The 20856-nt window shown below is 38.7% G+C and carries 18 protein-coding genes; 10 read left to right on the top strand and 8 right to left on the bottom strand.

The features are described 5' to 3' along the window. Window positions 1-2: 2 nt before the first annotated feature. The 7 genes from J8L85_RS07455 to J8L85_RS07425 form a co-directional block, all read right to left on the bottom strand. Complete coding sequence (locus J8L85_RS07455; protein ID WP_211015992.1) at window positions 3-2624, bottom strand: glucosidase; 2622 nt, start codon at window positions 2622-2624, stop codon at window positions 3-5. A gap of 323 nt (window positions 2625-2947) precedes the next feature. Next, window positions 2948-4435 (bottom strand): alpha-L-fucosidase, encoded by a 1488-nt coding sequence (locus tag J8L85_RS07450; protein WP_211015990.1) that lies wholly within the window; start codon window positions 4433-4435, stop codon window positions 2948-2950. Between the two features lie 186 nt (window positions 4436-4621). Continuing rightward, complete coding sequence (locus J8L85_RS07445) at window positions 4622-5302, bottom strand: ABC transporter ATP-binding protein (RefSeq protein WP_211015989.1); 681 nt, start codon at window positions 5300-5302, stop codon at window positions 4622-4624. Then, complete coding sequence (locus J8L85_RS07440) at window positions 5302-6561, bottom strand: FtsX-like permease family protein (protein ID WP_211015988.1); 1260 nt, start codon at window positions 6559-6561, stop codon at window positions 5302-5304. Before J8L85_RS07440 ends, J8L85_RS07445 begins: the two co-directional genes overlap by 1 nt. Further along, entirely contained in the window at window positions 6558-7643 is a 1086-nt protein-coding gene (locus J8L85_RS07435) for an HlyD family efflux transporter periplasmic adaptor subunit (RefSeq protein ID WP_211015987.1), read from the bottom strand. Before J8L85_RS07435 ends, J8L85_RS07440 begins: the two co-directional genes overlap by 4 nt. A 303-nt stretch (window positions 7644-7946) precedes the next feature. Next, on the bottom strand, window positions 7947-8582 hold the full coding sequence (locus J8L85_RS07430; protein ID WP_211015986.1) for a response regulator transcription factor: 636 nt from the start codon (window positions 8580-8582) through the stop codon (window positions 7947-7949). Next, window positions 8572-10575 (bottom strand): ATP-binding protein, encoded by a 2004-nt coding sequence (locus tag J8L85_RS07425; protein WP_211015985.1) that lies wholly within the window; start codon window positions 10573-10575, stop codon window positions 8572-8574. Before J8L85_RS07425 ends, J8L85_RS07430 begins: the two co-directional genes overlap by 11 nt. A 243-nt stretch (window positions 10576-10818) precedes the next feature. Here J8L85_RS07425 and J8L85_RS07420 point away from each other — a divergent pair, with 243 nt between their 5' ends. The 8 genes from J8L85_RS07420 to J8L85_RS07390 all read left to right on the top strand — a co-directional run bounded on the left by J8L85_RS07420 (window position 10819) and on the right by J8L85_RS07390 (window position 17600). After that, a complete protein-coding gene (locus J8L85_RS07420; protein ID WP_211015984.1) occupies window positions 10819-11241 on the top strand; it encodes a hypothetical protein in 423 nt (140 codons plus the stop codon). After that, a complete protein-coding gene (locus J8L85_RS18060) occupies window positions 11238-11372 on the top strand; it encodes a hypothetical protein (protein WP_282103020.1) in 135 nt (44 codons plus the stop codon). The genes J8L85_RS07420 and J8L85_RS18060 overlap by 4 nt, the downstream gene beginning before the upstream one ends. Window positions 11373-11402: 30 nt before the next feature. Then, on the top strand, window positions 11403-12686 hold the full coding sequence (locus J8L85_RS07415) for a PQQ-like beta-propeller repeat protein (protein WP_211015983.1): 1284 nt from the start codon (window positions 11403-11405) through the stop codon (window positions 12684-12686). Window positions 12687-12897: 211 nt separating this feature from the next. After that, on the top strand, window positions 12898-13479 hold the full coding sequence (locus J8L85_RS07410; protein WP_211015982.1) for an outer membrane beta-barrel protein: 582 nt from the start codon (window positions 12898-12900) through the stop codon (window positions 13477-13479). 257 nt (window positions 13480-13736) lie between these two features. Beyond that, entirely contained in the window at window positions 13737-14540 is an 804-nt protein-coding gene (locus tag J8L85_RS07405; protein ID WP_211015981.1) for a helix-turn-helix domain-containing protein, read from the top strand. Between the two features lie 84 nt (window positions 14541-14624). Beyond that, window positions 14625-15170, top strand: a complete 546-nt coding sequence (locus J8L85_RS07400; RefSeq protein ID WP_211015980.1) for a cupin domain-containing protein — start codon at window positions 14625-14627, stop codon at window positions 15168-15170. Between the two features lie 366 nt (window positions 15171-15536). Then, on the top strand, window positions 15537-16025 hold the full coding sequence (locus J8L85_RS07395) for a hypothetical protein (RefSeq protein WP_211015979.1): 489 nt from the start codon (window positions 15537-15539) through the stop codon (window positions 16023-16025). Window positions 16026-16619: 594 nt separating this feature from the next. Next, the gene (locus tag J8L85_RS07390) at window positions 16620-17600 is read left to right on the top strand and encodes a hypothetical protein (RefSeq protein WP_211015978.1); all 981 of its coding nucleotides are present in this window, start codon (window positions 16620-16622) and stop codon (window positions 17598-17600) included. A gap of 225 nt (window positions 17601-17825) precedes the next feature. Here the strand turns inward: J8L85_RS07390 and J8L85_RS07385 are convergent, their stop codons facing one another. After that, window positions 17826-18284 (bottom strand): Lrp/AsnC family transcriptional regulator, encoded by a 459-nt coding sequence (locus tag J8L85_RS07385; RefSeq protein WP_211015977.1) that lies wholly within the window; start codon window positions 18282-18284, stop codon window positions 17826-17828. 155 nt (window positions 18285-18439) lie between these two features. On the opposite strand from J8L85_RS07385, the gene J8L85_RS07380 reads away from it, so the two are divergent. Continuing rightward, window positions 18440-19564 (top strand): histidine decarboxylase, encoded by a 1125-nt coding sequence (locus J8L85_RS07380; protein WP_211015976.1) that lies wholly within the window; start codon window positions 18440-18442, stop codon window positions 19562-19564. 308 nt (window positions 19565-19872) lie between these two features. Then, on the top strand, window positions 19873-20808 hold the full coding sequence (locus J8L85_RS07375; RefSeq protein ID WP_211015975.1) for a hypothetical protein: 936 nt from the start codon (window positions 19873-19875) through the stop codon (window positions 20806-20808). Window positions 20809-20856: the final 48 nt, after the last annotated feature.

Raw genomic sequence — 20856 nt, 5'->3', positions numbered from 1 at the left:
TCTTAGTCCATCTCCATAATTATATTGGCAATAAGGGCCGTCCAACCTGTTTGGTGAGACGCACCTAGACCTTTACCATGGTCGCCGTCAAAAAATTCATAAAAAAGGTGTTGACCCCTAAAATGCTCATCGGTGGAAAAAAGATTGTCCTCACCTTCGGAATGGTATTGAAACCTTCCATCTTCATTTCTCTCAAAAAGCTTTATCAATCGTTTGCTGAGCTCATTGGCAATTTCCTTCAAATTTAATTTATTGCCAGAGCCCGTAGGAAACTCATATTGATAACTATCCCCATAAAAAGTATAGTATTTTCGTAACGATTGAATGATCATATAATTTAAGGGTATCCAAATAGGACCCCGCCAGTTAGAGTTCCCCCCGAACATACTGGACCGGCTTTCTCCAGATTCATATTGAATTTGATGATGCCCATGATGTTTAAAAACAAACGGATGTTCTTCATGATATTTGGACAAGGAACGTATACCATAATCGGAAAGAAATTCGTCTTCATCCAACATACGTCTTAACAAACGCTCTAACCGAAATCCGCGCATGATAGAAAAAAGATAATTCCCCTCATCGTTCGTTTCTTCTATATTGGATATCAAAGACGCAAGATCGGGCCTTGTTCTAACTATTTCGGCGGCACGTTGTCGAAAATCCTTCAATTCCTCGAAAAGATCTTTATGAATAATCTCAACTGCAAACAAAGGAATGATGCCCACCAAAGACCTTACTTTTAAACGATTTGTAATTCCGCTGGACATTTCCACCACATCGTAATAAAAATTGTCATCGTCATCCCAAAGCGATATGTCCTTTTTTCCGATATGGTGCATGGCCCAAGCTATATTTAAAAAATGTCTAAAAAACTTTGCGACATTCTCTTCATATACTTTATTGGTCTCCGCCAATTCCAATGACATTCGCAACATGTTCAACGTAAACATGGCCATCCAACTGGTGGCGTCCGCTTGCTGCATTCTATTTATGCCCGGTGGCATATGGTTTCGATCAAAGACCCCAATGTTGTCCAATCCTAAAAAACCACCTTCGAACAGATCCGTGCCACTTTTGTCTTTCTGATTTACCCACCACGTAAAATTGAGCAATAGCTTTTGAAAGGATTTTTCTAAAAAAGAGGTATCGCCAACCCCCGTACGCTGTTTATCTTTTTCATAAACATTCCATACCGCCCATGAATGCACCGGAGGGTTTACATCGCTAAAATTCCACTCATAGGCCGGTATTTGCCCATTGGGATGCATATAGCTCTCTTTAAGCACCAACAACAACTGTTCTTTCGCAAAATAAGGATCTATCTCTACAAAAGAGACCATATGAAAGGCAAGGTCCCAGGCGGCGTACCATGGGTATTCCCATTTATCCGGCATAGAGATTACATGCCGATTGGTCAAATGTTGCCAACTATAATTTCTGGCATTAGTACGATAAGGTTTTGGTTCTCCTGGTCCTCCAAAAAGCCATTTAAACACATCATAATAGTAGAATTGTTTGCTCCACAACAACCCTGAAAAGGCCTTTTTCGCTACTTCTTTATGAGCTTCCGACAGTTTCTTTTTAGACAAAACACCCTCATAGAATTCTTTACACTCCTCAATTCTATTTTCAAAAATTGTATCGAATTCTTCCCAAGGTTGTTTTAATTTTTTTTTGCTAAGCCTAATTTTTACCGATTTCTCCTCCCCTGGCTTAAGACGTAACTTATGCCATACGGCAAATTTTGAACCGTTCTTTTCTGGGTTTACCGTAGATTCCCCGTTTATTACATAATTGTTAATGCCGTCTTTTACATACGGCACCTCATTGGGTACATTGTAAATTCGTTTATTGTTCGTCTCATTTTCACAAAAGAGCTGTTCCCCATTTTCATGGTACAGGTAATACCTGCCATTTCTTACACTTCTAGACTGTACGCAATTATCTGAAATAGCCTTCATATTGGGGCGCTCAAACCGTTTGTTATGTTTCCAGAAATTACGGAACCACAAATGTGGAAGCACATGTACCGTAGCCGTTTTTGCCCCTCTGTTGGCAACCGTAACCTTCATTAGAACATCGTCTACATCTGCCTTTGCATACTCTATAAAACAGTCGAAATAAGCACTTCTTTTAAAGGCCTTGGTATCCAACATCTCATATTCGGGCTCATTTCTGTTACGAGAGCGATTTTTTCTTACCAGATCGGCATACGGAAATTTTTTCTGGGGATACTTGTACAGATACTTTGCATAGGAATGTGTAGGTGTAGATGCTTGGTGAAAATATAGTTCTTTTACATCTTCCCCATGGTTGCCCTCATTATTTGTAAGTCCGAACAAACGTTCTTTTAATATAGGGTCTTTACCGTTCCAGAATGCAGGGGCCAAACAAAGTATTTCTCTAGAATCACAAAAACCACCAATACCTTCCTCTCCCCATCTATAGGCATTGCTTCGCGCCTTGTCGTGATCCACAAAGCTCCATGCGTTCCCATCTTCACTATAATCTTCCCTTACGGTACCCCATTGTCTTTCCGCAAGATAAGGCCCCCATCTTTTCCAATTTTTATAGGTATCCCCAACAGCCAAACGCTGTTCTTCGGAATCTTTATGCGACATACGATTTGATACTATTTTAATTGAACGATGATTATTACAGGTGTCATATCACTCACAACACACTATAATAGCCCCCTGATTACAGGTGGAACAAAACTAAAAATAGCATTTATTCGTACAATTGAGGAAGGTAAAGAATACAATTACCGTATTGATATTATTGATAGGCTTCGATTTCTTTTTAATCAAAAAAAGCCCCGATAATTGCCAAACCAACAGCCTACAGAAACTTGTTCTTTTTAAAAAAATTTCAATTTTAAGGTTATGGGCAATTAATACATCTGTTAGGTTTTGCTACACCTAATCTTTATAAAAAACAGCTACTACCTCTTTATTTGAGAAACTTTTATCGTCCAAACATAATTGCTAGGCGGGTTTTTTCTTAATTTCTCCGGTATTTTTACCGTAAACCCTTCACCCGTGTTTTTCCATTTTAACAAGGTATCATCTCCCAACAACTGTACGGTAGCATTTTTAATTGGTTGATGAGAACGGACCGTTATCTCAGAAGGAATTTTAGTTTCATTCTCTTTAGCCATATAGAAAAAATAGGTGTTGCCATTATCTTGTTGGGTCATACATATATTATCTTCTTTGTAAGGCGCAAGTGTCTTACTATTATATATTGCCTCGGCGTTCACTTTCATCCAATCTCCGTATTCCGAAAGTAAATTATAGGCCCCATTTTGCCATTCCCCTTCTGGGGAGGGTGCTATATTAAGAAGAAGATTCCCTCCTTTGGCCACAATATCCACTAACATCTGTATTCCTTGATACCCCGTCATATAAGTTGCATCCGGGGTGTAAGACCATCCTCCTCCAGATATGATGCAAGATTCCCAAGGGTAGGGAAGCTCTTTCTCCGGCACTCTATTTTCTGGTGTAAGGTAATTTTGGTTTTTACCGTAAACCGCCCTATCCACCACAATTAAACCAGGTTGCTTTTTACGTGCTTTTGCTACCAACTCGTCCATTCTAATGTCTTGAGACACCATTCTATGCTTAATAAAACCGTTGCCAGCAGTATTCTCGGCAAACTTTTCCGCATAGTTTTCCTCTAGATTTTGTTGATCCCTCTTTTTTACCCAGCCCCCGTCTAACCAAATAATATCTACCTTACCATAATCTGTCAATAATTCCATTAATTGGTTATGGGTAAACTGCACATATTTTTCCCATTTTTCAGGATATAAAGCCGGATCATAATTTACATTTCTATCAAATGGCGGAAAATAAGGATCCCAATAGTTTTCGTGATGCCAATCTGGTTTAGAAAAATAAGCCCCGACCCACATATCTTCGGCCCTGAAGGCATTAAAAACCTCAGCCGTAATATTCGACTTCGGATTTGAACTAAAGGCACATTCGGGATCGGTAACTTTATAATCGGTGTACTTTGAGTCGAACATAGAGAAACCATCATGATGTTTGGTGGTAAATATCATATACCGCATGCCTGCTTCCTTCGCCGCTTTAGCCCATTTTTGGGGATTGAACTTTGTTGGGTTAAAAGTTTTTTTGAGTCCTTCGTACTCTTTTACGTATTCGGTATAATTCTGTGGATTACTACCCATTTTACGCTCGCACCAACCATAATCTTCCGGGCAAATGGACCAAGACTCAACAATACCCCACTGACTGTATGGCCCCCAGTGCATCAAGAGCCCAAATTTAATGTCTTGCCATTGATCTAATTTTTCAAGTACAAGCGGATCTGTTTCGGGCACGTATCTTTCATCTTCCAGAATGGCCTGTGAAAAACAAGGCCATATGTAAATCGACATTAAGGCAGTTAGTAGAATTCTTTTCATTTTTTAAACGGTATTTGATGTTCGTTTTTTTCATGTGACCAAATAATCACAGAGTGTTAAAAAAGTAACACAGTTTCACCTCTAAAAGTAACAATTTAATTTTCTTGCGATCATACCACCTATATACACTATCACGAATATGGGCTACATACGTTCTTGAATTACATGGAAATTTGAAAAAATAGATTATGGCACTATTCTACCATCCTCCATTTCTATGGTGCGTTGCGTATTTTGGGCAAAGGTCATGTCATGGGTCACTACCAATAGTGTTTTATGGTACACCTCGGTCAGTTCTTTGAAGATGTCGAAAACCATATCGGTATTCGAATTGTCTAAATTACCGGTAGGCTCGTCGCACATGATTATAAGGGGGTCATTGATCATGGCCCGGGCAATGGACACCCGTTGTTTTTCTCCCCCAGATATTTTATGTGCCATTTTATGTGCCAAATGCTCTATGCCCAAGTCTTTCAATAAAGAGAGCGCCCTGCTTTCCAACTCGGCCTCATTGTACTTGTTAAGCTTAAAACCGGGAAGCATCACGTTCTTTAATACCGTAAATTCATTCAGCAGGTAATGAAACTGAAAAACAAAACCTATTTTTTCGTTTCGGATGGCGGCAAGTTCCTTTTCAGATTTTCCGTGCATACTTATGTTATCTATAAGAAGCTCTCCCTGATAGTCGGTATCCATTGTAGAAAGAATATAGAGCAAGGTAGATTTTCCGCATCCTGATTTTCCTATGACCGACACGAATTCTCCCCGTTTTACATTAAAAGATATATCTTTTAATACATCTATCTTAACAGGATCGTAAAACGATTTATATATGGCACGGGCCTCTAATACTATATTATTCTCCATTATTTTCCTCTAATAATCTCTACAGGGTCAATTTTACTTGCTTTTCTTGCGGGAAACCATCCTGCCAAATAGGTAGTGACCAAGGCAAACAACACTGCAATCATATAATACTGTACACCATAATCTATCGGATAGGTCTCTATCGTGGGCAACGAATCGGTATTAAACGGAATGGCATCTATGATCTTTGAAAAGAGAAATCCGAAAATCGCCCCTGCTATCGCTCCAAAAACACCGATACTTAATGATATGGCCGTGAATATTTTCTTAACGTCCGAACCTGCAAACCCCGTAGCCTTTAGTATTGCGATGGTATCCATTTTTTCATAGATCAACATATTCAGAATATTATAGATCCCAAAACCGGATACGATCAACAAGGTAAGCCCTACGGCATATGAAATAATGGAACGCACGCTACTACCCGTCTCAAACTGGGCATTGGCCGTTTGTATATCTTCCGCATCTACCCCATATACTTGTTTGTACTGGGGAGCCAAAGAAGGGGCCAGATCCATATTCTTCAGTTTCACCTGAATATCGCTAATATAATTACTGCTTTCCCCTAACAATTTCTGTGTGGTAGCTACACTGGCATAGCTTTGGGTCTTATCAATTTCAGAAATACCCGACTGAAAAAAACCGACTACCTTAAGTGTAAACTGTTCTCCTTCGGTCGTGGTCACGGTAATAACGTCACCCACTTTCGCCATCATGGTATTGGCCGCGCCTATTCCTAGAACAATACTATTGGCAACATTCTTTAGATCATAATAATTGCCTTGCGTCACATAATCGCTAAAGGAAAACAACTTGGTTTCCTGTTCCACATCCACACCGTTAATGATGCCGTTTACATCCACATTGCCGAGGTTATAAAAAACTTGTGCCGTTATCTTGGGCGCCACCCCTAGTACCAATGGATCTTTTCTTAAATCTTCGATGATCCGTTGTGCATTATGAATCTCTTTACGTGAATTCGCAGGTTTTATAGAACTTACAAAGTTGTAATATTGTTTATACTCTTCGGACAAGTCAATAGGCTGATAATCAGATGGCCTAATATCGTTATACAAACGAATATGGGGCGTACGGTTCAACACTAGGCCGTCTAACAATTGATTCAACCCCTCCATAAAGCCCAATAAGGTTATAAAAAGGGCAATACTGAAGGTTACCCCCACGGCGGCTACCAAAGTTTGTTTCCACCGAGCGAGCAAAAGCGCCCCTGCAATTTCTGTTATGTGTCTTGTTTTCACTGCTCTGGTAACACTATTCTGGTATTCTCGTCAATACCATTTTTTATCTCCACCAGGCTATAGTCCATTAAGCCTGTTTCCACCTTTCTTACATCTCCGCTTTCCAGCAACACGGTGGTATCGTTTACCAAATAATTTCTTGGTATGGTCAATACATCTTGTTTTGTTTGAACAACAATATTGGCCTCTGCCGTAAGGTTAGGATACAGTACCGTTGGCTTTTTATCGAAAACGGCCTCAGTATTGAACGAACGCGTTCTTTCGTCCATCATGGGGTCTACAGAGGTAATATGTGCTTCGAACACCTCAGACCCGTAACTATCCATTCTAATTATAACCTGCTGTCCTTTCTTTATTTTTACCACGTCCAACTCATCAACGGTCAACTCAACAATAAATTCATCGGAACCTATGACGGCAATGGGCTGTTGACCATTTACGAGCTCCCCTACTTCTTTATCTATTTTATACACTACCCCGTCCACTTCGCTCCTGATCACATAATCATCTTCTTGCAGTTCCGCAATCTGCAGATTGTTTTTGCTTTGGTTGGATGCAAGCTGTAGCTGGCGCTTTACATCATCGTACCTGATTTTGGCATTTTTCAGGGCAAGTTTCGAATTTTGATAATTCAATTCCCTTTGTTCAAGATCTACCTTACTACCAATTTTATTGGCCCATAGTCTTTTTTGCCGAACATACATTGAAGAATCGTTGGCAAGCTTTTTTCTTGCCAATACAATATTGTTTTCCAATTCTTCCAATTTATCGGCATTCACTTTAAAGTCTGATGCTATGGAAGAAAGCCTGGCGTTTTCAGTCATTATTTTAGAATCCGCATTGTCCAATTGAAAAAGGGCCTGCCCCTTTTTTACATGCGTCCCCTCTTCTACCAAAATCTTTTCTATAACGCCATTGTATTTACTGAAAACCTCGTATTGATCTTTGCTCTTTACAAAGCCCGATGCGTAGACACTTTCGGTTATATCCCTAATCTCAGGGGTTATCGATGCATCCTTTTGATTACAGGACAAGAGTAGTAAAAACAATATTGAAAACGGAAAAATTACTTTACTATACATTCAGGTCTTGTTTTCTATAATTTATACTACCTATAGCGATAGTCTGGTTTTTTCTACAAAAAATATCGGCCACATAAAGAATCGCAGAACATAACTGCTGCGGTTACGCCCTATATAATGCGATGCCAAGCCAATCAAATGTAACGTAATACTATGGTGCCTAAAATGACCAATATCATACCTTTTGGGCAAGGTTTACCACCTTACCTTGCAGTATTCGGGTATCATTACACGGTATATTTATAGAATACCTTAGCGATAGAAAACCCTATCTCGGTAAAGGCATTTTTTAAGTAACGGCAACTATATCAATTTCTTTTCTACAGCTACTTTGATAAGTGATGCCGCATTGGAAACTTCTAATTTCTGCATCAGGTTTCGCCTGTGGGTCTCTACGGTAAGTGGACTAATAAAGAGCTCTTCGGCTATGTTGTTGGTGGTTTTTCCGTCGGCGATCAAGGTTAGTACATGTTTTTCCCTTCGGGTAAGCTTTGGCAGTTCGTTACCTTCTTGCGCTACCGAATCGACCAATATTTTTTGAACTTCGCTCCCAAAATAGAAATTACCTTGGTGCACTTGCGAAATGGCATTCACCAACTCATCGGCCGTGGCATTTTTCAGCAAATATCCCTTTACCCCGTTTTTTATCATTTGATTGATGATACTGGGTTCGCTATAGGTACTAAGTCCGATAATGCCAATGTTCGCCCTAATATCCAATATTTTGGGCACCATTTCTACCCCGTTGATATCGGGTAGGTTTACATCTAACAAAATAACATCGACCGTGTCCTTTTCTAAAAACGAAAGTGTATCGGTACCGTTCATAAAATGGCACTTGACGGCCACACGGTCATCATCGCTCAGCAAGGTTTTTAGGCCTTCGATCACCATAGGATGGTCATCGACTATTAATATCTGTATCGGTTTATGCTGCATCTAGTTTAATTTGAACATTCACTGTGGTTCCTTCATTTTCTTCTGACTGAAATTCTAGGTCGCCTTTTAAATAGGCTACCCTTGTCTTAAGGTTTAATAACCCCATACCACCTTCCTTGTCCTTAATATCTTCTTTTTTAAAGCCCACACCGTTATCCTCTACGGTGATATCTACCTTATTGCCATCTCTCATATATTGCACCAATACTTCAGAAGCTTTGGCGTGTTTAACGGCGTTGTTGATCAACTCCTGAATAACGCGGTACATGGTAACTTGTTGGTTTAGGCTAATACCTTCTTCCGTTCCATAGAACTGTAAGGTTACTTTGGTACCACTACCGGTCATGCTACTACAATAATCCTTAAGAGCTGCCTGCAAACCAAATTTCACCAAAGTTTCCGGCATCATATTACGGGCAATGGAGCGCAGCTCTGCCAAAGAATCATCAAGATCTTTCATCACTTTTTGTAATTGTGCTTTCGGGTATTCTTTCGGCTCGTCCTTGTTTAGTTTAGAGAGGTTTAGACTAATACCGGACAACCTTCCGCCCAAACCGTCGTGCAGGTCTATGGCCAGCCTTTTTCGCTCTTTTTCCTGACCCTCTATCATGGCAGAAAATATCTTGTTCTGTTGCTCTTGTTTTAAAAGTAACACCTCTGCTTCGCGCTGCTCTTCCTTTTTACGCGCCCTTCTAAGTTTTTGGTTGTACGCATAAAACCCAATGAACAAAAGCAATGCAAGAATACTGGCTATGGCTCCGAGCATATAGGTCTGCGACCTCTTTTTTTCTAGGGCAAGGGCCGTTTCGGTCTTTTCGTTCTTAAGCGTTAAGATCTCTTTCTCTTTGGTTGCCGTCTTATAACGTACCTCCAATTTTTGCATGTCGTTGCCCAATTCCGTTACGCGAACACTGTCTATGGCAGTTACATAACCCTGCAAATAATTATAGGCATCCTCATAATTATTCAGCTTGGCCTCATATCGCGCCAGCATAAAATAAGCATTGATCTTATCCGTAAAGGAATGTTGGTCATCGGAAAAGTTGACATATTTTAAAGTGTACTCTTTCGCCTTTTTATAGTCGCCCATTTTTTCATAGGTTTTGGCATACCGTTGATAGAGCAATTTTAAGTAGTAATGTGTCTTTTTATCCTTGTAAAAATCATACGCCCTATCAAGTGCCTTTAAGGCCTTGTCATATTCCTCTACCCTTCCATAATAGAGTCCTAACTCTGTATAATAAGGCCCCCGATAGAACGAGTTGGGAATCTTGTCTAGGTTTGTTTTTGCAATATCAAGCACAGATTTCATTTGATCTAAAGAATCCATACTCGCCAAACACGAAGAAAAAGCGAGGCTATGGTATAGCATATCTTCGGGCGAACCTATTTCCTGAAACTGTTTTTGGCTGATCTTGAACATCTCGTATCCCTTATCGGTCAACGACATATTACTATATTTTATGGCCAGATTGGTGTTGCCGTTGGCTACGAACATCTTATCGCCCATTTGTTGGGCAATGGGTATTGTCTTTGCCGCCAATTCAATTTCTTTGGCCACATTGCCTTCATAGCCGTATGCCACCCCTAAATTATAGTAGCCTCGCAGCCATATTTTCATATTCGCCTTCGAAGAGTCTTTAACAATGAGCTTATCGGCCAAACTGTTTCCTATCTCAAAATACTTTTTGGCGTTTTCAACATCAAAATAATCCAGATAACCACCCGCTACGTTAATATTCGCATCGGCCATACCCTTCAAGTAATTTATCTTTTTACTTAGTGCGATCGCCTTAAAACCATTTTCAAAACACTTTACGGAATCCACACCGCCATAGCTTCTGGCCAGCTCGCTCATAACAAGAACACGTGTGGTGTCGTGTTCCGCCATTTTCAGGGCATTTTCAAGACTGTCTATACGTGTTTCGCGCCCCGTTTGCGACTGACCCAAAAACGGCAGAAAAAGAATAAAAACAAGTACAATTACACGCATTTAATCGATTAAATTTATCATTAGCCAATATACCATAACTATACCGCACTATAAATACACCCTACCAATATACCGGAAAACCAGTAGAAAAAAATACCCTGATCATGGTATTTCTTGGTCATGCTTTTAAAAATAACTTGCAACATACCGAACGCTATTGATCACAATAGCCATGAAAGACCTAAAATAGTACATGGTAACAGTATGTTGCATTAGGCCTTTTACAGATCTAATTTATAATAAATGAAATGGACACTACTATTTTTCAGTTTACTTTTTTATTTGTTATTGGGATGCAGATCACAACAATATTCTTCTAAAGAATTACCGGACAAACAATTGGTATTTGGCAATGGCGATGGTGTTACAGGAGCTGTGGACACCTACATTCTTCTAGAAAACGGACAGTTGTTCCATACCAATTCCATTACCAATACGACCGTAGAGTTGAAACCGCTCTCCACAGAACAGGCCGAAGCCTATTTTCATGGTATTAAAGTACTATCGCTTTCTGATATAGACTTTAACCATCCAGGCAACAACTATTATTTTTTGGAAGAAGTAAACAAAAACCTCAAGAACAGAATTGTTTGGGGAGCAGAAGACCAACGGCTTTCCAAAGATCGCTTGGAGTTTTATAAAGAACTGAGAAGTCATATTAAATGACGGATCATAAAAATAGCTATACAGCTACACTGGCCAGAAACGGGGTAAGCAAAACCAAGGGTTTTACAAACTCCGTTTCTTTTTCAAGTTTTAAGAACGCCCCCTATACGGTGTATAGTACTACCGTATAAAGGCGGCAGATATCTAATTAGGTACAGTAAATGAAAACAAGGTTTTTAAACATTCTTCTTTGGTCCGCCACAACCATTTTCTTGATCGGCTGCAATAGCTGTAATCGTACCAAATACAATAAAAAGGGAGAAGTGAGCAACCCCAAAATGGGGCGGACATTGGTATCTGGCAAAGCAGATCTAAATTGTTTTTTAATAGCCGCACAAGATGAGACCGTGTATACGGTAAATGCCCAAACGGGAAAAGAAACATCTATCTACAACTTTCCCGATCTTACCGACCTTCAGGTAATGCCCGATTATAAGAACGGTACGATCTATGTAACCTCGGACAACAATTCTATAAACGCCTTGAGCATAAACAACAAAAGCCTTTTATGGGAACAATATATGCTTCAATACAATTTTGGCACGATCGGGGCCACCCAACCTGTATGTGCCGATGGTGTATGTTATGCATCTGGGGGATCGGGCGTGGTCGTAGCCGTAGAGGAAACCACCGGTGATTTAAAATGGCACTATAGCACTGAGCCAAATGGGGAGCTAGATGATATCTTAAACGATAACAGCACACTTATAGTGCGTAACAACAAGGTTTATGTTTTTTCCGACAAGGGTTTTATAAGCGACTTACCGGCCTATCTTCATATTTTAGATAAGGAAACAGGCCGGTTATTAAAAAAATGGGAATTACCGAACCAAATATCCGGAACCCCTTTGTTTGTGGAAAACACCCTTTATTTACCTGCCCAGAACCTCTATATCGTTGATATGGAAACTTTTGAAATCACCTGGCAGTTTAAGGCGAAAAAAGTGGGAACTCCCGCTGTTTCAGAAAACAAACTGGTCGTAAATGCCGTACCGGCCGATCAAGAGAAGCGGTCGGTGCTCTATTGCATAGACATACGTACCAAAAAGAATATCTGGCAGGTTGCTACCGGGGTAAATACCCTATGGAGCCCGTTGATAGTAGAGAATGTCGTCTATAGCAATTATGACAATGGTTCTAGCAATGCTGATACCTCCAGTGCCAGACCTTTTGCCGTAAACCTAAAAAATGGAGAACGGTTATGGCACAACAATAATAGTAGCGTAGCGCATAGCCCCGTATACGCAAACGGTATTTTGTTTACGTATGGCCACGATTTTTTCCATAGTTCGGATCCGAACAACAATGTAGGGTTAATGGCCATAGATGCCAATACCGGTAAGACACTATGGCTAAACCCCCTGTTTAGATATGGTGCCCATATAGCACCGCTCGTTATCGCAGAAAATGGGGTTTTTGGCCCTTCTGATTATCGAGGGGAATAAACATAGTTTTAAGTTGGTTTATTGTTTGGAGCCCCACCTTGTTACAGTGGGGCTTTTTTTGACCTCGCGAAATACATTCCTAAAGGAAATCAGGTAGAAAAAAATACAAATAACACGGTATTTCATAACCTACAGTGTTCCAATACCTTGCTACCTATAAATAATCGGGGTTTTCGAGAACACGAACATCCGTAAACATTAAAACTAAAATATGAGAAATTCTGTAAAAGTATTAGTTGTTGTAGTAATGGCATTGGTAGGGTTTTCATCTAATGCCCAAATTTTCGGAATCGAGGCCGGTGTGGGACTCAGCAATGCCGTTTCGCCCGATACCTATGTAAACGACCTTTACGGTAGAACTTTAGGTGCCAAGCTGGGCGGTACCATTGAGTTCGACATTACCGACGATCTTTATCTGGGTTCTGGATTGTCGCTCGCAAAAAAAGGGGCATCCACCACGGGCGATAATTTAAGCATGGTCTACGTACAAATGCCACTCAGTGCCCGATATAACATTTTTGAATTGGGCCGCTCGGGGTCTTTCTACGCCGCTTCGGGATTTTACCTAGCAATGCCCATAGGGGCCAAACAAGGAAACGTTACCTACACGATAGGCGAAGATGTAAAGGCATTTGATTTTGGCCTAAATGTAGGCTTTGGAGTGCTCTTCAACGATCAAATTCAATTGGGCCTATCGTATGAAGGCGGCTTTTTGGATTTTTCGGGCAACGAGAACAATGTGTTAAAAAATACGGCCCTATTGGTCACTTTTGGCTATAAGTTCGGGGTATAATTATAAGTTAGTTAGGTTCTACTATTTTTCAGTAAAGGGCGCTGTAACAATACAGTGCCTTTTTTATTACAATACATACAAAACCCGTACGGCCTATGCCGTAAATTACTTTTAGACGGTATAAAGAAATAAATGCGCATATATACAGTAAAAGGCCGCCCGATCGGTGCCCCTGTATATTCTTTTTATGTAACTTAGTCAGTATTGAAGTACCGAACACGTTAAGGCACAGCACCTTGCATTGGCATTAATACCGTATGAGATCCGATTCTATTAACATTACGCAAATAAACAAAGAAACTACTTTAAAGCAACCCGGTGACGCATATGCCGTTTGTTGGATCAAGAATGAGGTAGAAGGAATTGAAATAGATCGTGTTCTCTATAAAAATGTATCGAATTCCATTTTTTTTCTAGACCCCCAATATCAATGGAAGATTTTCAAGAAAGACGCTCCATCTTCTTCCGGTTATGTACTGTACTTGTCCAATGAGGTTTTGAACAATCCTATTTTAAGCAAACTTCACATCAATAAAATAAGGCTTTTTAATTCAGGTGAGATTCCCTTGTTTAAACTGAGCCCAGGTATTGAAAAAAGAACACAGGCCATCTTAGAAATGATAGATGAGCTTTTAGGCACGCACCTTAACCATAAAGACGATGCCATATTATCGCTATTGAACACATTTTTTGTCTACTGCGACGGACAATGCAACATTAAATCGGTAGTATCTAACAACAATTCGAAAACGAATGTCGTCTATAAATTCAAAAAACTGGTAGACAAGCATATAGACAAACAACATGAGGTAGCCGATTATGCGGAACTTCTTAACCTTTCCCCAAAATACTTAAATGAATGTGTAAAAGAGGTGCTGGGCGTAAGTTCAAAAAGTATCATAAAAGAACAATTGCTCATGAGGTCTAGGCACGCATTAAAGTTTTCGGACAAGACCATTAAGGAAATCAGCTTTGAACTAGGTTTTTCTTCCCCTGATTATTTTAGTTATTTCTTTAAGACACACACAGGAATGACCCCCTCGGCCCTCAGAAAAAGTTAACTGCTCGCAAAATCCATGTATTTACCGTGATTTTCACATTGTTACGTCAATAGGTTACATATAAATTGTCGTAAAAACATAATCATGGACAGAAAAGAATTTATTAAAACTTCGGGACTGGTGGCAGGTTTCACCATGTTTCCTTTAATGACGCGATGTCAAACAAACGATAACGATGTGTTCGCATCAAATGAAGCCATACCTAAAATTGTCACAGATGACCAAGGAAGTGTATTCAACGTAATCGGCGATATACAGACCCACAAACTCATCGGTAGTGATACGGGCAACCAAATAATGGAATGGGTCTCCAATGTTGATCCAGGAATAGGAATTCCACCTCATATTCATACCAAGGAAGATGAGATATTCAGGGTTATAGAAGGACAGGTCGAAATAATGGTAGATGGAGAAACGACCGTTCTAAATAAAGGGGACATAGCTTTTGCCCCAAAAGGGAAACCACATTCTTGGAAGGTGGTCGGAACGGAAAAGGCAAAAATGATCGCATCCGCTTTTCCGGCAGGCATAGAAAGCATGTTCGAAGAATTGGCAGCACTTCCGGAAGGACCGCCAGATTTTGAAAAAGTAACGGGGATTTGCGCTAAATACGGAATTAGCTTTGTCTAATACCAATAGCTAAAGCGTATAAAAGAAATAGTGGTTTGGGCCGTATACTTAAACCACTTTCTTTTTTATTAAGAATAGACCATTTTATCGATAGCCCCACCGGTCTTATATGTTCACCATAATTTTAACCTAAGGTTAATGGGTCTTTGCGAGGGCTTCCAATTTTCAATATGCATTTTTGAGGGTGGTAAAACCCTACATTAAAAATAAAATTGCCCCCTAGTACTCTCAACCTTGATATTGATGATGGCTTCTTACCAAAACCGCCTGTTGGTTCCCCTTTATATTTTTTTCTTCATATCGCTAATTATCAGTAACTTAACAACAACAACCACGTTCTGTTACGGACCATTAAAACAAACCAGTATGAAAAACCTAAAATTACGATTCGCACTATTGATCCTACTTACATTTGTAATCATCGCATGCCAAAATGATGAAAAGCCCGTGCCCGTTACCAAAACATCCGACGCTGAGATAACGGCCATAATAACCGAGCAGGTAGACAGCCTTTACGCCGTCTATGAAAGGTTCGAGTACGATTGGATAGATTTTTATGCGGACAACTACGTAGCTATTTACCCAGATTCGCCCATTCAAAATTTGACCAAAGACTCTTTAATAACACAATGGGAACAGATCTACAAAAAATACGATGTACAGCTCATTCACCGCGGAAGGCCCACAATTATACCTTCGGAAGACATGGCCATATCTTACAACACTTTTAATGAAATTTTTATTAATAAAGAAAGTTTGGATACCATTAAAAACACCGGCACCTATATTATTAATTGGAAAAGACAATCGGATGATTCTTGGAAAATAGTATTTGAGACCTTACAAAATCATTAAAACAACACCACCTAGAGCCTATTTTCTACCGAATACAAAACCACCTCATTTTAAAAGGATTACGCTTTTCTGTAAGAACAAAATTGTAAGAATTTTTATATTCGTATGGGTTTGGCTAAAGAAATTAAAAGATGTCAACTTTGATGATATTGTAATGGATAATTACACTTATTTCAATGCCTTTTTTAATAGTCAAAATTTTTAGATATGAATTTAAAACAAAAGATACTATTGTTTTCAATTTTACTTGTGACACACATTTTTGGCGGAAAAAGGATTACGATAAGTTTTTATGAAAATTATTATGTACTGAATTTCATGGAATTGATGGTTAGTTTACTAACTGTGATTTCAGGTATAGCTATACTAATTAGCATTTTAAAAATGATGAAAACCAAATAAACACAAACCACCTCATTTTAAAAGGATTACGCTTTTCTGTAAGAACAAAATTGTAAGAACTTTTATATTCGTGTGGGTTTGAGGTAGCTGAAGCTATTGCTCTTATACCAGAATAAAAAGGTATGTGTAATTGTACATATATACAGTTGTTACCAGTAATTTGAACAAAAAGAAAACTAACCAACATAAAGGATGAAAAAATTATTACTTCTATTTACAGCAATCGGACTTTTTAGCTGTAATTCTCATCTTGACAAACCAATTTTTGAACCTTTGACTGTTAATGAACTTAAAGAATCAATAGATAGCGATTCTTTGTTTAAAGACACATACGAATATATTGTCTACATAAGAGATACAATTTTAAAAACGGATATGGAAAAAGTTAAATTTGCGGACTTGACCTATGAACAAGTGTTTGACTTCGCAAAATTTTCTTCTGACACAGTTTACTTCAAACCGGTAAACGAACGAATTGAAAAAGAATGGAATGAAAAATATGGAATTTATGAACAAAAAGTGGACTCGATTTCAGATTACTGGAAAAAGTATAAAGAAGAGAATTCTATAGAACAGTACGTCAAAGTTGAGCTTGCGAGAATTGACAAAGAATATTATAGTTATTCTGGTGGAATAAGAAACGTAAATCTTGGATTTAGACTAACACCTTTAAAAGGTAAAATTGAACAACTAAGGTTTGGCTATAAAATTGAGGCAAAAATCAATGAAAAAGACGAAGAAGACATATATTCATCAATTTATTCTGCATTAGATAAATCTTGGTGTTTAACAACTAGCCCGTTTTCAAAACCAGTTGTCAGATATTGGGAAGCAAGCTACACCAACGAAAAGATTCTTAAAAACAAAACTCTCGAAACCTTCAACAGGGATTATAATATTTACATAGAAGTTGACGAAATCAGAAAAGATGGAGTTAATATTAGCAATGACGATTTAAATATTCCCAAATCAGTAATAAATCATTGGGAATACGAAAACAAAGAATATCTTGAGGATTGGTATATTAATGACATAATTGAAGAAGTTTTAGGAGAAGAATATATGAGTAAGTACGATTATAGGAATCAAGAAATAGACAAAATTTTAAAAGAAAAATATCCATTGGTTTATGAGTTTATAAAAGTTCCAATGAAGAAAAAAGAACTTGAATAAAAAACGATTAGCCAACAAGGGCGGGGGATGTTCAACAAAACCCTTTACCCCCTCTTCTACCGAACACAAAACCACATCTTTTTAATAGAACTGGGCTTTTCTTCAAGAACAGCATTGTAAGAATTTTTATATTCATGCGGGTTTGGGTAGCACTAGCTATGGCTCTTATATTCGAATAAAGAGGTATCTGTGTAATTGTACACATGTAACTATGTTCCACCCCATTTATAAAAAAGAAAGCTTCTTATCTTTTTGATGAATTACAAACGAACTTTGAATGTTTGAAATAACATCTAACCGAGAAATTTTCCTCACAATAAAATTCTCAAAATCCTTCATATCGTCCAATACCAATTTCAACAAATAATCATATGATCCACTTACATATACAATCTCAACAACTTCAGGCAGTGTGGAGGTAAATTCTTCAAATTCCTCAAAATACTTTTCTTGGTGCTTTACCAAAGTTACCATACAATACACAGTGAGTCCTTTTCCTAAAACCCTTGGGTTTACAACAGCAACATATTTATCGATGGCTCCAGAGGCTTCCAACTTTTTAATTCTTTCACGAATAGGGGTTATAGAAAGGTTTAATTTTTCAGAAAGCACCTTAATCGGTTGTTTACAGTCTCTTTGAAGCTCTGAAAGTATCTCCAAATCAATTCTATCTATTTTTTGCATAGTTTTTCTAACCATTAATAGTCGGTGAACATCACTTCTAAAGTTGTTTCAACTATCATATTTCTTCAATATAGTTATATATACCAAATTAATCATTCTAATAGACTAAATGACTAATTAAATATAATTTTATAGTCGAAAATAATAATTAAAATATGAAATTGATAGAAGAGATTTATCAAAAGATAGATGAGAATTCAAAGAATTTTTTGGGCTACCCCTTGGCAAAAGATTTTGATTATAGAGAATTTGCGCCATTTTTAAACGTATGCCTCAACAATATAGGCGACCCAGAATCACCTTCTACACTTTTATTCAACACAAAAAGCATTGAAAAAGAAGTCGTTGCATTTTTTGCCGATATTTTGTCTACGGACATGGAAAAAGCGTGGGGCTATGTAACCAATGGTGGCACCGAAGGCAATCTGTACGGGCTTTATTTAGCAAGGGAAAGTTTTCGAAATCCAATTGTATATTACAGTGAAGCTTCGCACTATAGCGTTAAAAAGAATTTACACCTTTTGAATATTGACAGTATTGTTGTTCGCAGTCAAAACAACGGAGAAATAGATTACGAAGATCTAGAAATGTTATTGTCAATGAACAGGCACAGACCTGCCATATTCTTTTTGAACATAGGTAGTACCATGAAAGAGGCTATTGACGATTTAGACAAGATCAAACAAACAATTCGAAAGTATTCCATTAAAGATTATTACATTCATTGTGATGCCGCATTTTTGGGCTGTATAGCTCCATTTAGGGAGCCTAAACCTAAATTTGATTTTTTAGAAGGTGTAGATAGCATTGCCATATCTGGCCATAAATTTATTGGTAGTCCCCTACCCTGTGGCGTTGTTTTGGTAAAAAGAAAACATAGAAACCGCATTGTAAATTCCGTTTCCTATGTTGGCACGTTAGATACCACGATTACAGGATCAAGAAATGGGTTAACACCTTTGTTTTTATGGAAATTTATTCAAGAACATGGCAAAGATGGTTTGGCGAAAAGAGTAAAAGAATCAATGGAAATAGCCGACTATGCCGAGAAAAAAATCAAAGAACTTGGCATTAACGTATGGCGAAACCCACAAGCTTTGACCATTGTATTCGACAAACCTAGTGATAACATATGTTCAAAATATCAATTGGCCTCAGAAGATAATATTGCCCATATTATTTGTGTTCCTGGTATTACCAAAGACCAAATTGATGCCTTTGTAGCGGAGTATAAAGAAGATTTGAAAACCGTAGAGGCCTATGCAACACCGGTTTATTAGATACGAACAGCAAACGGTGTAGAACAATGGCAGCCCTTGTTCAACCCCAAAATAATGGAAAACAATGACCTTCATAACCGCTTTTTTAAGCGGTTATGTTTTTTAAGTATCACACCAGCCTAATACACACGAGGAAAAATCCCTTTAAACCACCTGAAAGGGCATTAACACCACCCACCATACGATCCATATTCACCATCGGCATTAAGAACAGTACACATCATAGATTTTAGCAAAGCTTTACAGGTGTTCGTCAGGTCTTCCTACTTTCAATATGTATTTTAGCTGTAGAAAATTGGAAAATAAAAATGAAAAGAACCATTCTACTATTGGCCTTGATCTTGATCATGGCTTCTTGTAAAAACCACCCCTTGGCCATTGAGGTTCTAAACAGTAAAACCATAAAAGACTTTCCCAGTGGCTCGGGTATTGTTGCGGTCGAAAACCACTTTTATGCCATTGGTGACGACTCACCGTTTCTATTTCAACTCAACACCGAGAACGAGGTCGTTTCCAAATCACAGATCCATGCCGCCCAAGAGACAAATAACGGTAGGATACCAAAAACGGACAAGCCCGATTTTGAATCAATGGAAATGATCGGCCCACACGAAATGGTCGTCTTTGGGTCTGGCTCAAAATCACCTCAAAGAGATGTCTTTGTTCATATTTTTCTGGAAGATAGCATTCGCATTAAAACCTATAACATTTCCCCTTTCTACGATAATTTGAGAGCGCTGAAAGCAATGGAAAACGAAGACCTCAACATAGAGGCCGTCGCCTACCAAAATGATAAGATCTATCTTTTCAACCGGGGTAAAAACATCATTTTTGAATTCGGTTATAAAGATTTTTTGGCCTATTTAGAGGGTTCCGCGCCTTTTCCTAAGCCAGTGTTGACCGAATTTACCCTACCAAAGATCAATGGAATGGAGTCTGGCTTTTCGGGGGCTACCATCTTAAAGGACTCCTCGCTGATCATCTTTACCGCTTCGGTAGAAAACTCGTCCAACTCCTATGACGACGGGGAGATACTGGGCAGTTTTATCGGTACGATCCCCATCGTTGACCATAAGGTGCTTAATTCATACAGGTCGACCAGAATTCCGAATATCGGGGAACCGTTAAAGGTAGAATCCGTGACCATGTCCGATAAAATAGGACCCCGTACATATAAAGTGGCCTTGGTCACCGACGATGACAAGGGAAATTCGATAAAAATCGACTGCCAGATCAACTTATAGCGAACCGTCTTAAAACAATTTTGACCAAACAATCGTTCTTATCGTAGA

The organism is Maribacter sp. MMG018 (genome assembly GCF_018100785.1).
Lineage (GTDB): Bacteria > Bacteroidota > Bacteroidia > Flavobacteriales > Flavobacteriaceae > Maribacter.
The sequence above is the reverse complement of the archived record's forward strand: the minus strand, read 5'-3'. Positions and strand labels throughout refer to the sequence as shown.

Bases quoted from the DNA above. Each gene is read 5' to 3' on its own strand.
- J8L85_RS07385 (WP_211015977.1), bottom strand. From the start codon at position 18,284: ATGCAAAAAATAGATAGAATTGATTTGGAGATACTTTCAGAGCTTCAA.
- J8L85_RS07425 (WP_211015985.1), bottom strand. From the start codon at position 10,575: ATGCGTGTAATTGTACTTGTTTTTATTCTTTTTCTGCCGTTTTTGGGT.
- J8L85_RS07415 (WP_211015983.1), top strand. From the start codon at position 11,403: ATGAAAACAAGGTTTTTAAACATTCTTCTTTGGTCCGCCACAACCATT.
- J8L85_RS07450 (WP_211015990.1), bottom strand. From the start codon at position 4,435: ATGAAAAGAATTCTACTAACTGCCTTAATGTCGATTTACATATGGCCT.
- J8L85_RS07455 (WP_211015992.1), bottom strand. From the start codon at position 2,624: ATGTCGCATAAAGATTCCGAAGAACAGCGTTTGGCTGTTGGGGATACC.
- J8L85_RS07430 (WP_211015986.1), bottom strand. From the start codon at position 8,582: ATGCAGCATAAACCGATACAGATATTAATAGTCGATGACCATCCTATG.
- J8L85_RS07435 (WP_211015987.1), bottom strand. From the start codon at position 7,643: ATGTATAGTAAAGTAATTTTTCCGTTTTCAATATTGTTTTTACTACTC.
- J8L85_RS07380 (WP_211015976.1), top strand. From the start codon at position 18,440: ATGAAATTGATAGAAGAGATTTATCAAAAGATAGATGAGAATTCAAAG.
- J8L85_RS07390 (WP_211015978.1), top strand. From the start codon at position 16,620: ATGAAAAAATTATTACTTCTATTTACAGCAATCGGACTTTTTAGCTGT.
- J8L85_RS07445 (WP_211015989.1), bottom strand. From the start codon at position 5,302: ATGGAGAATAATATAGTATTAGAGGCCCGTGCCATATATAAATCGTTT.
- J8L85_RS07395 (WP_211015979.1), top strand. From the start codon at position 15,537: ATGAAAAACCTAAAATTACGATTCGCACTATTGATCCTACTTACATTT.
- J8L85_RS07405 (WP_211015981.1), top strand. From the start codon at position 13,737: ATGAGATCCGATTCTATTAACATTACGCAAATAAACAAAGAAACTACT.
- J8L85_RS07400 (WP_211015980.1), top strand. From the start codon at position 14,625: ATGGACAGAAAAGAATTTATTAAAACTTCGGGACTGGTGGCAGGTTTC.
- J8L85_RS18060 (WP_282103020.1), top strand. From the start codon at position 11,238: ATGACGGATCATAAAAATAGCTATACAGCTACACTGGCCAGAAACGGG.
- J8L85_RS07410 (WP_211015982.1), top strand. From the start codon at position 12,898: ATGAGAAATTCTGTAAAAGTATTAGTTGTTGTAGTAATGGCATTGGTA.
- J8L85_RS07420 (WP_211015984.1), top strand. From the start codon at position 10,819: ATGAAATGGACACTACTATTTTTCAGTTTACTTTTTTATTTGTTATTG.
- J8L85_RS07375 (WP_211015975.1), top strand. From the start codon at position 19,873: ATGAAAAGAACCATTCTACTATTGGCCTTGATCTTGATCATGGCTTCT.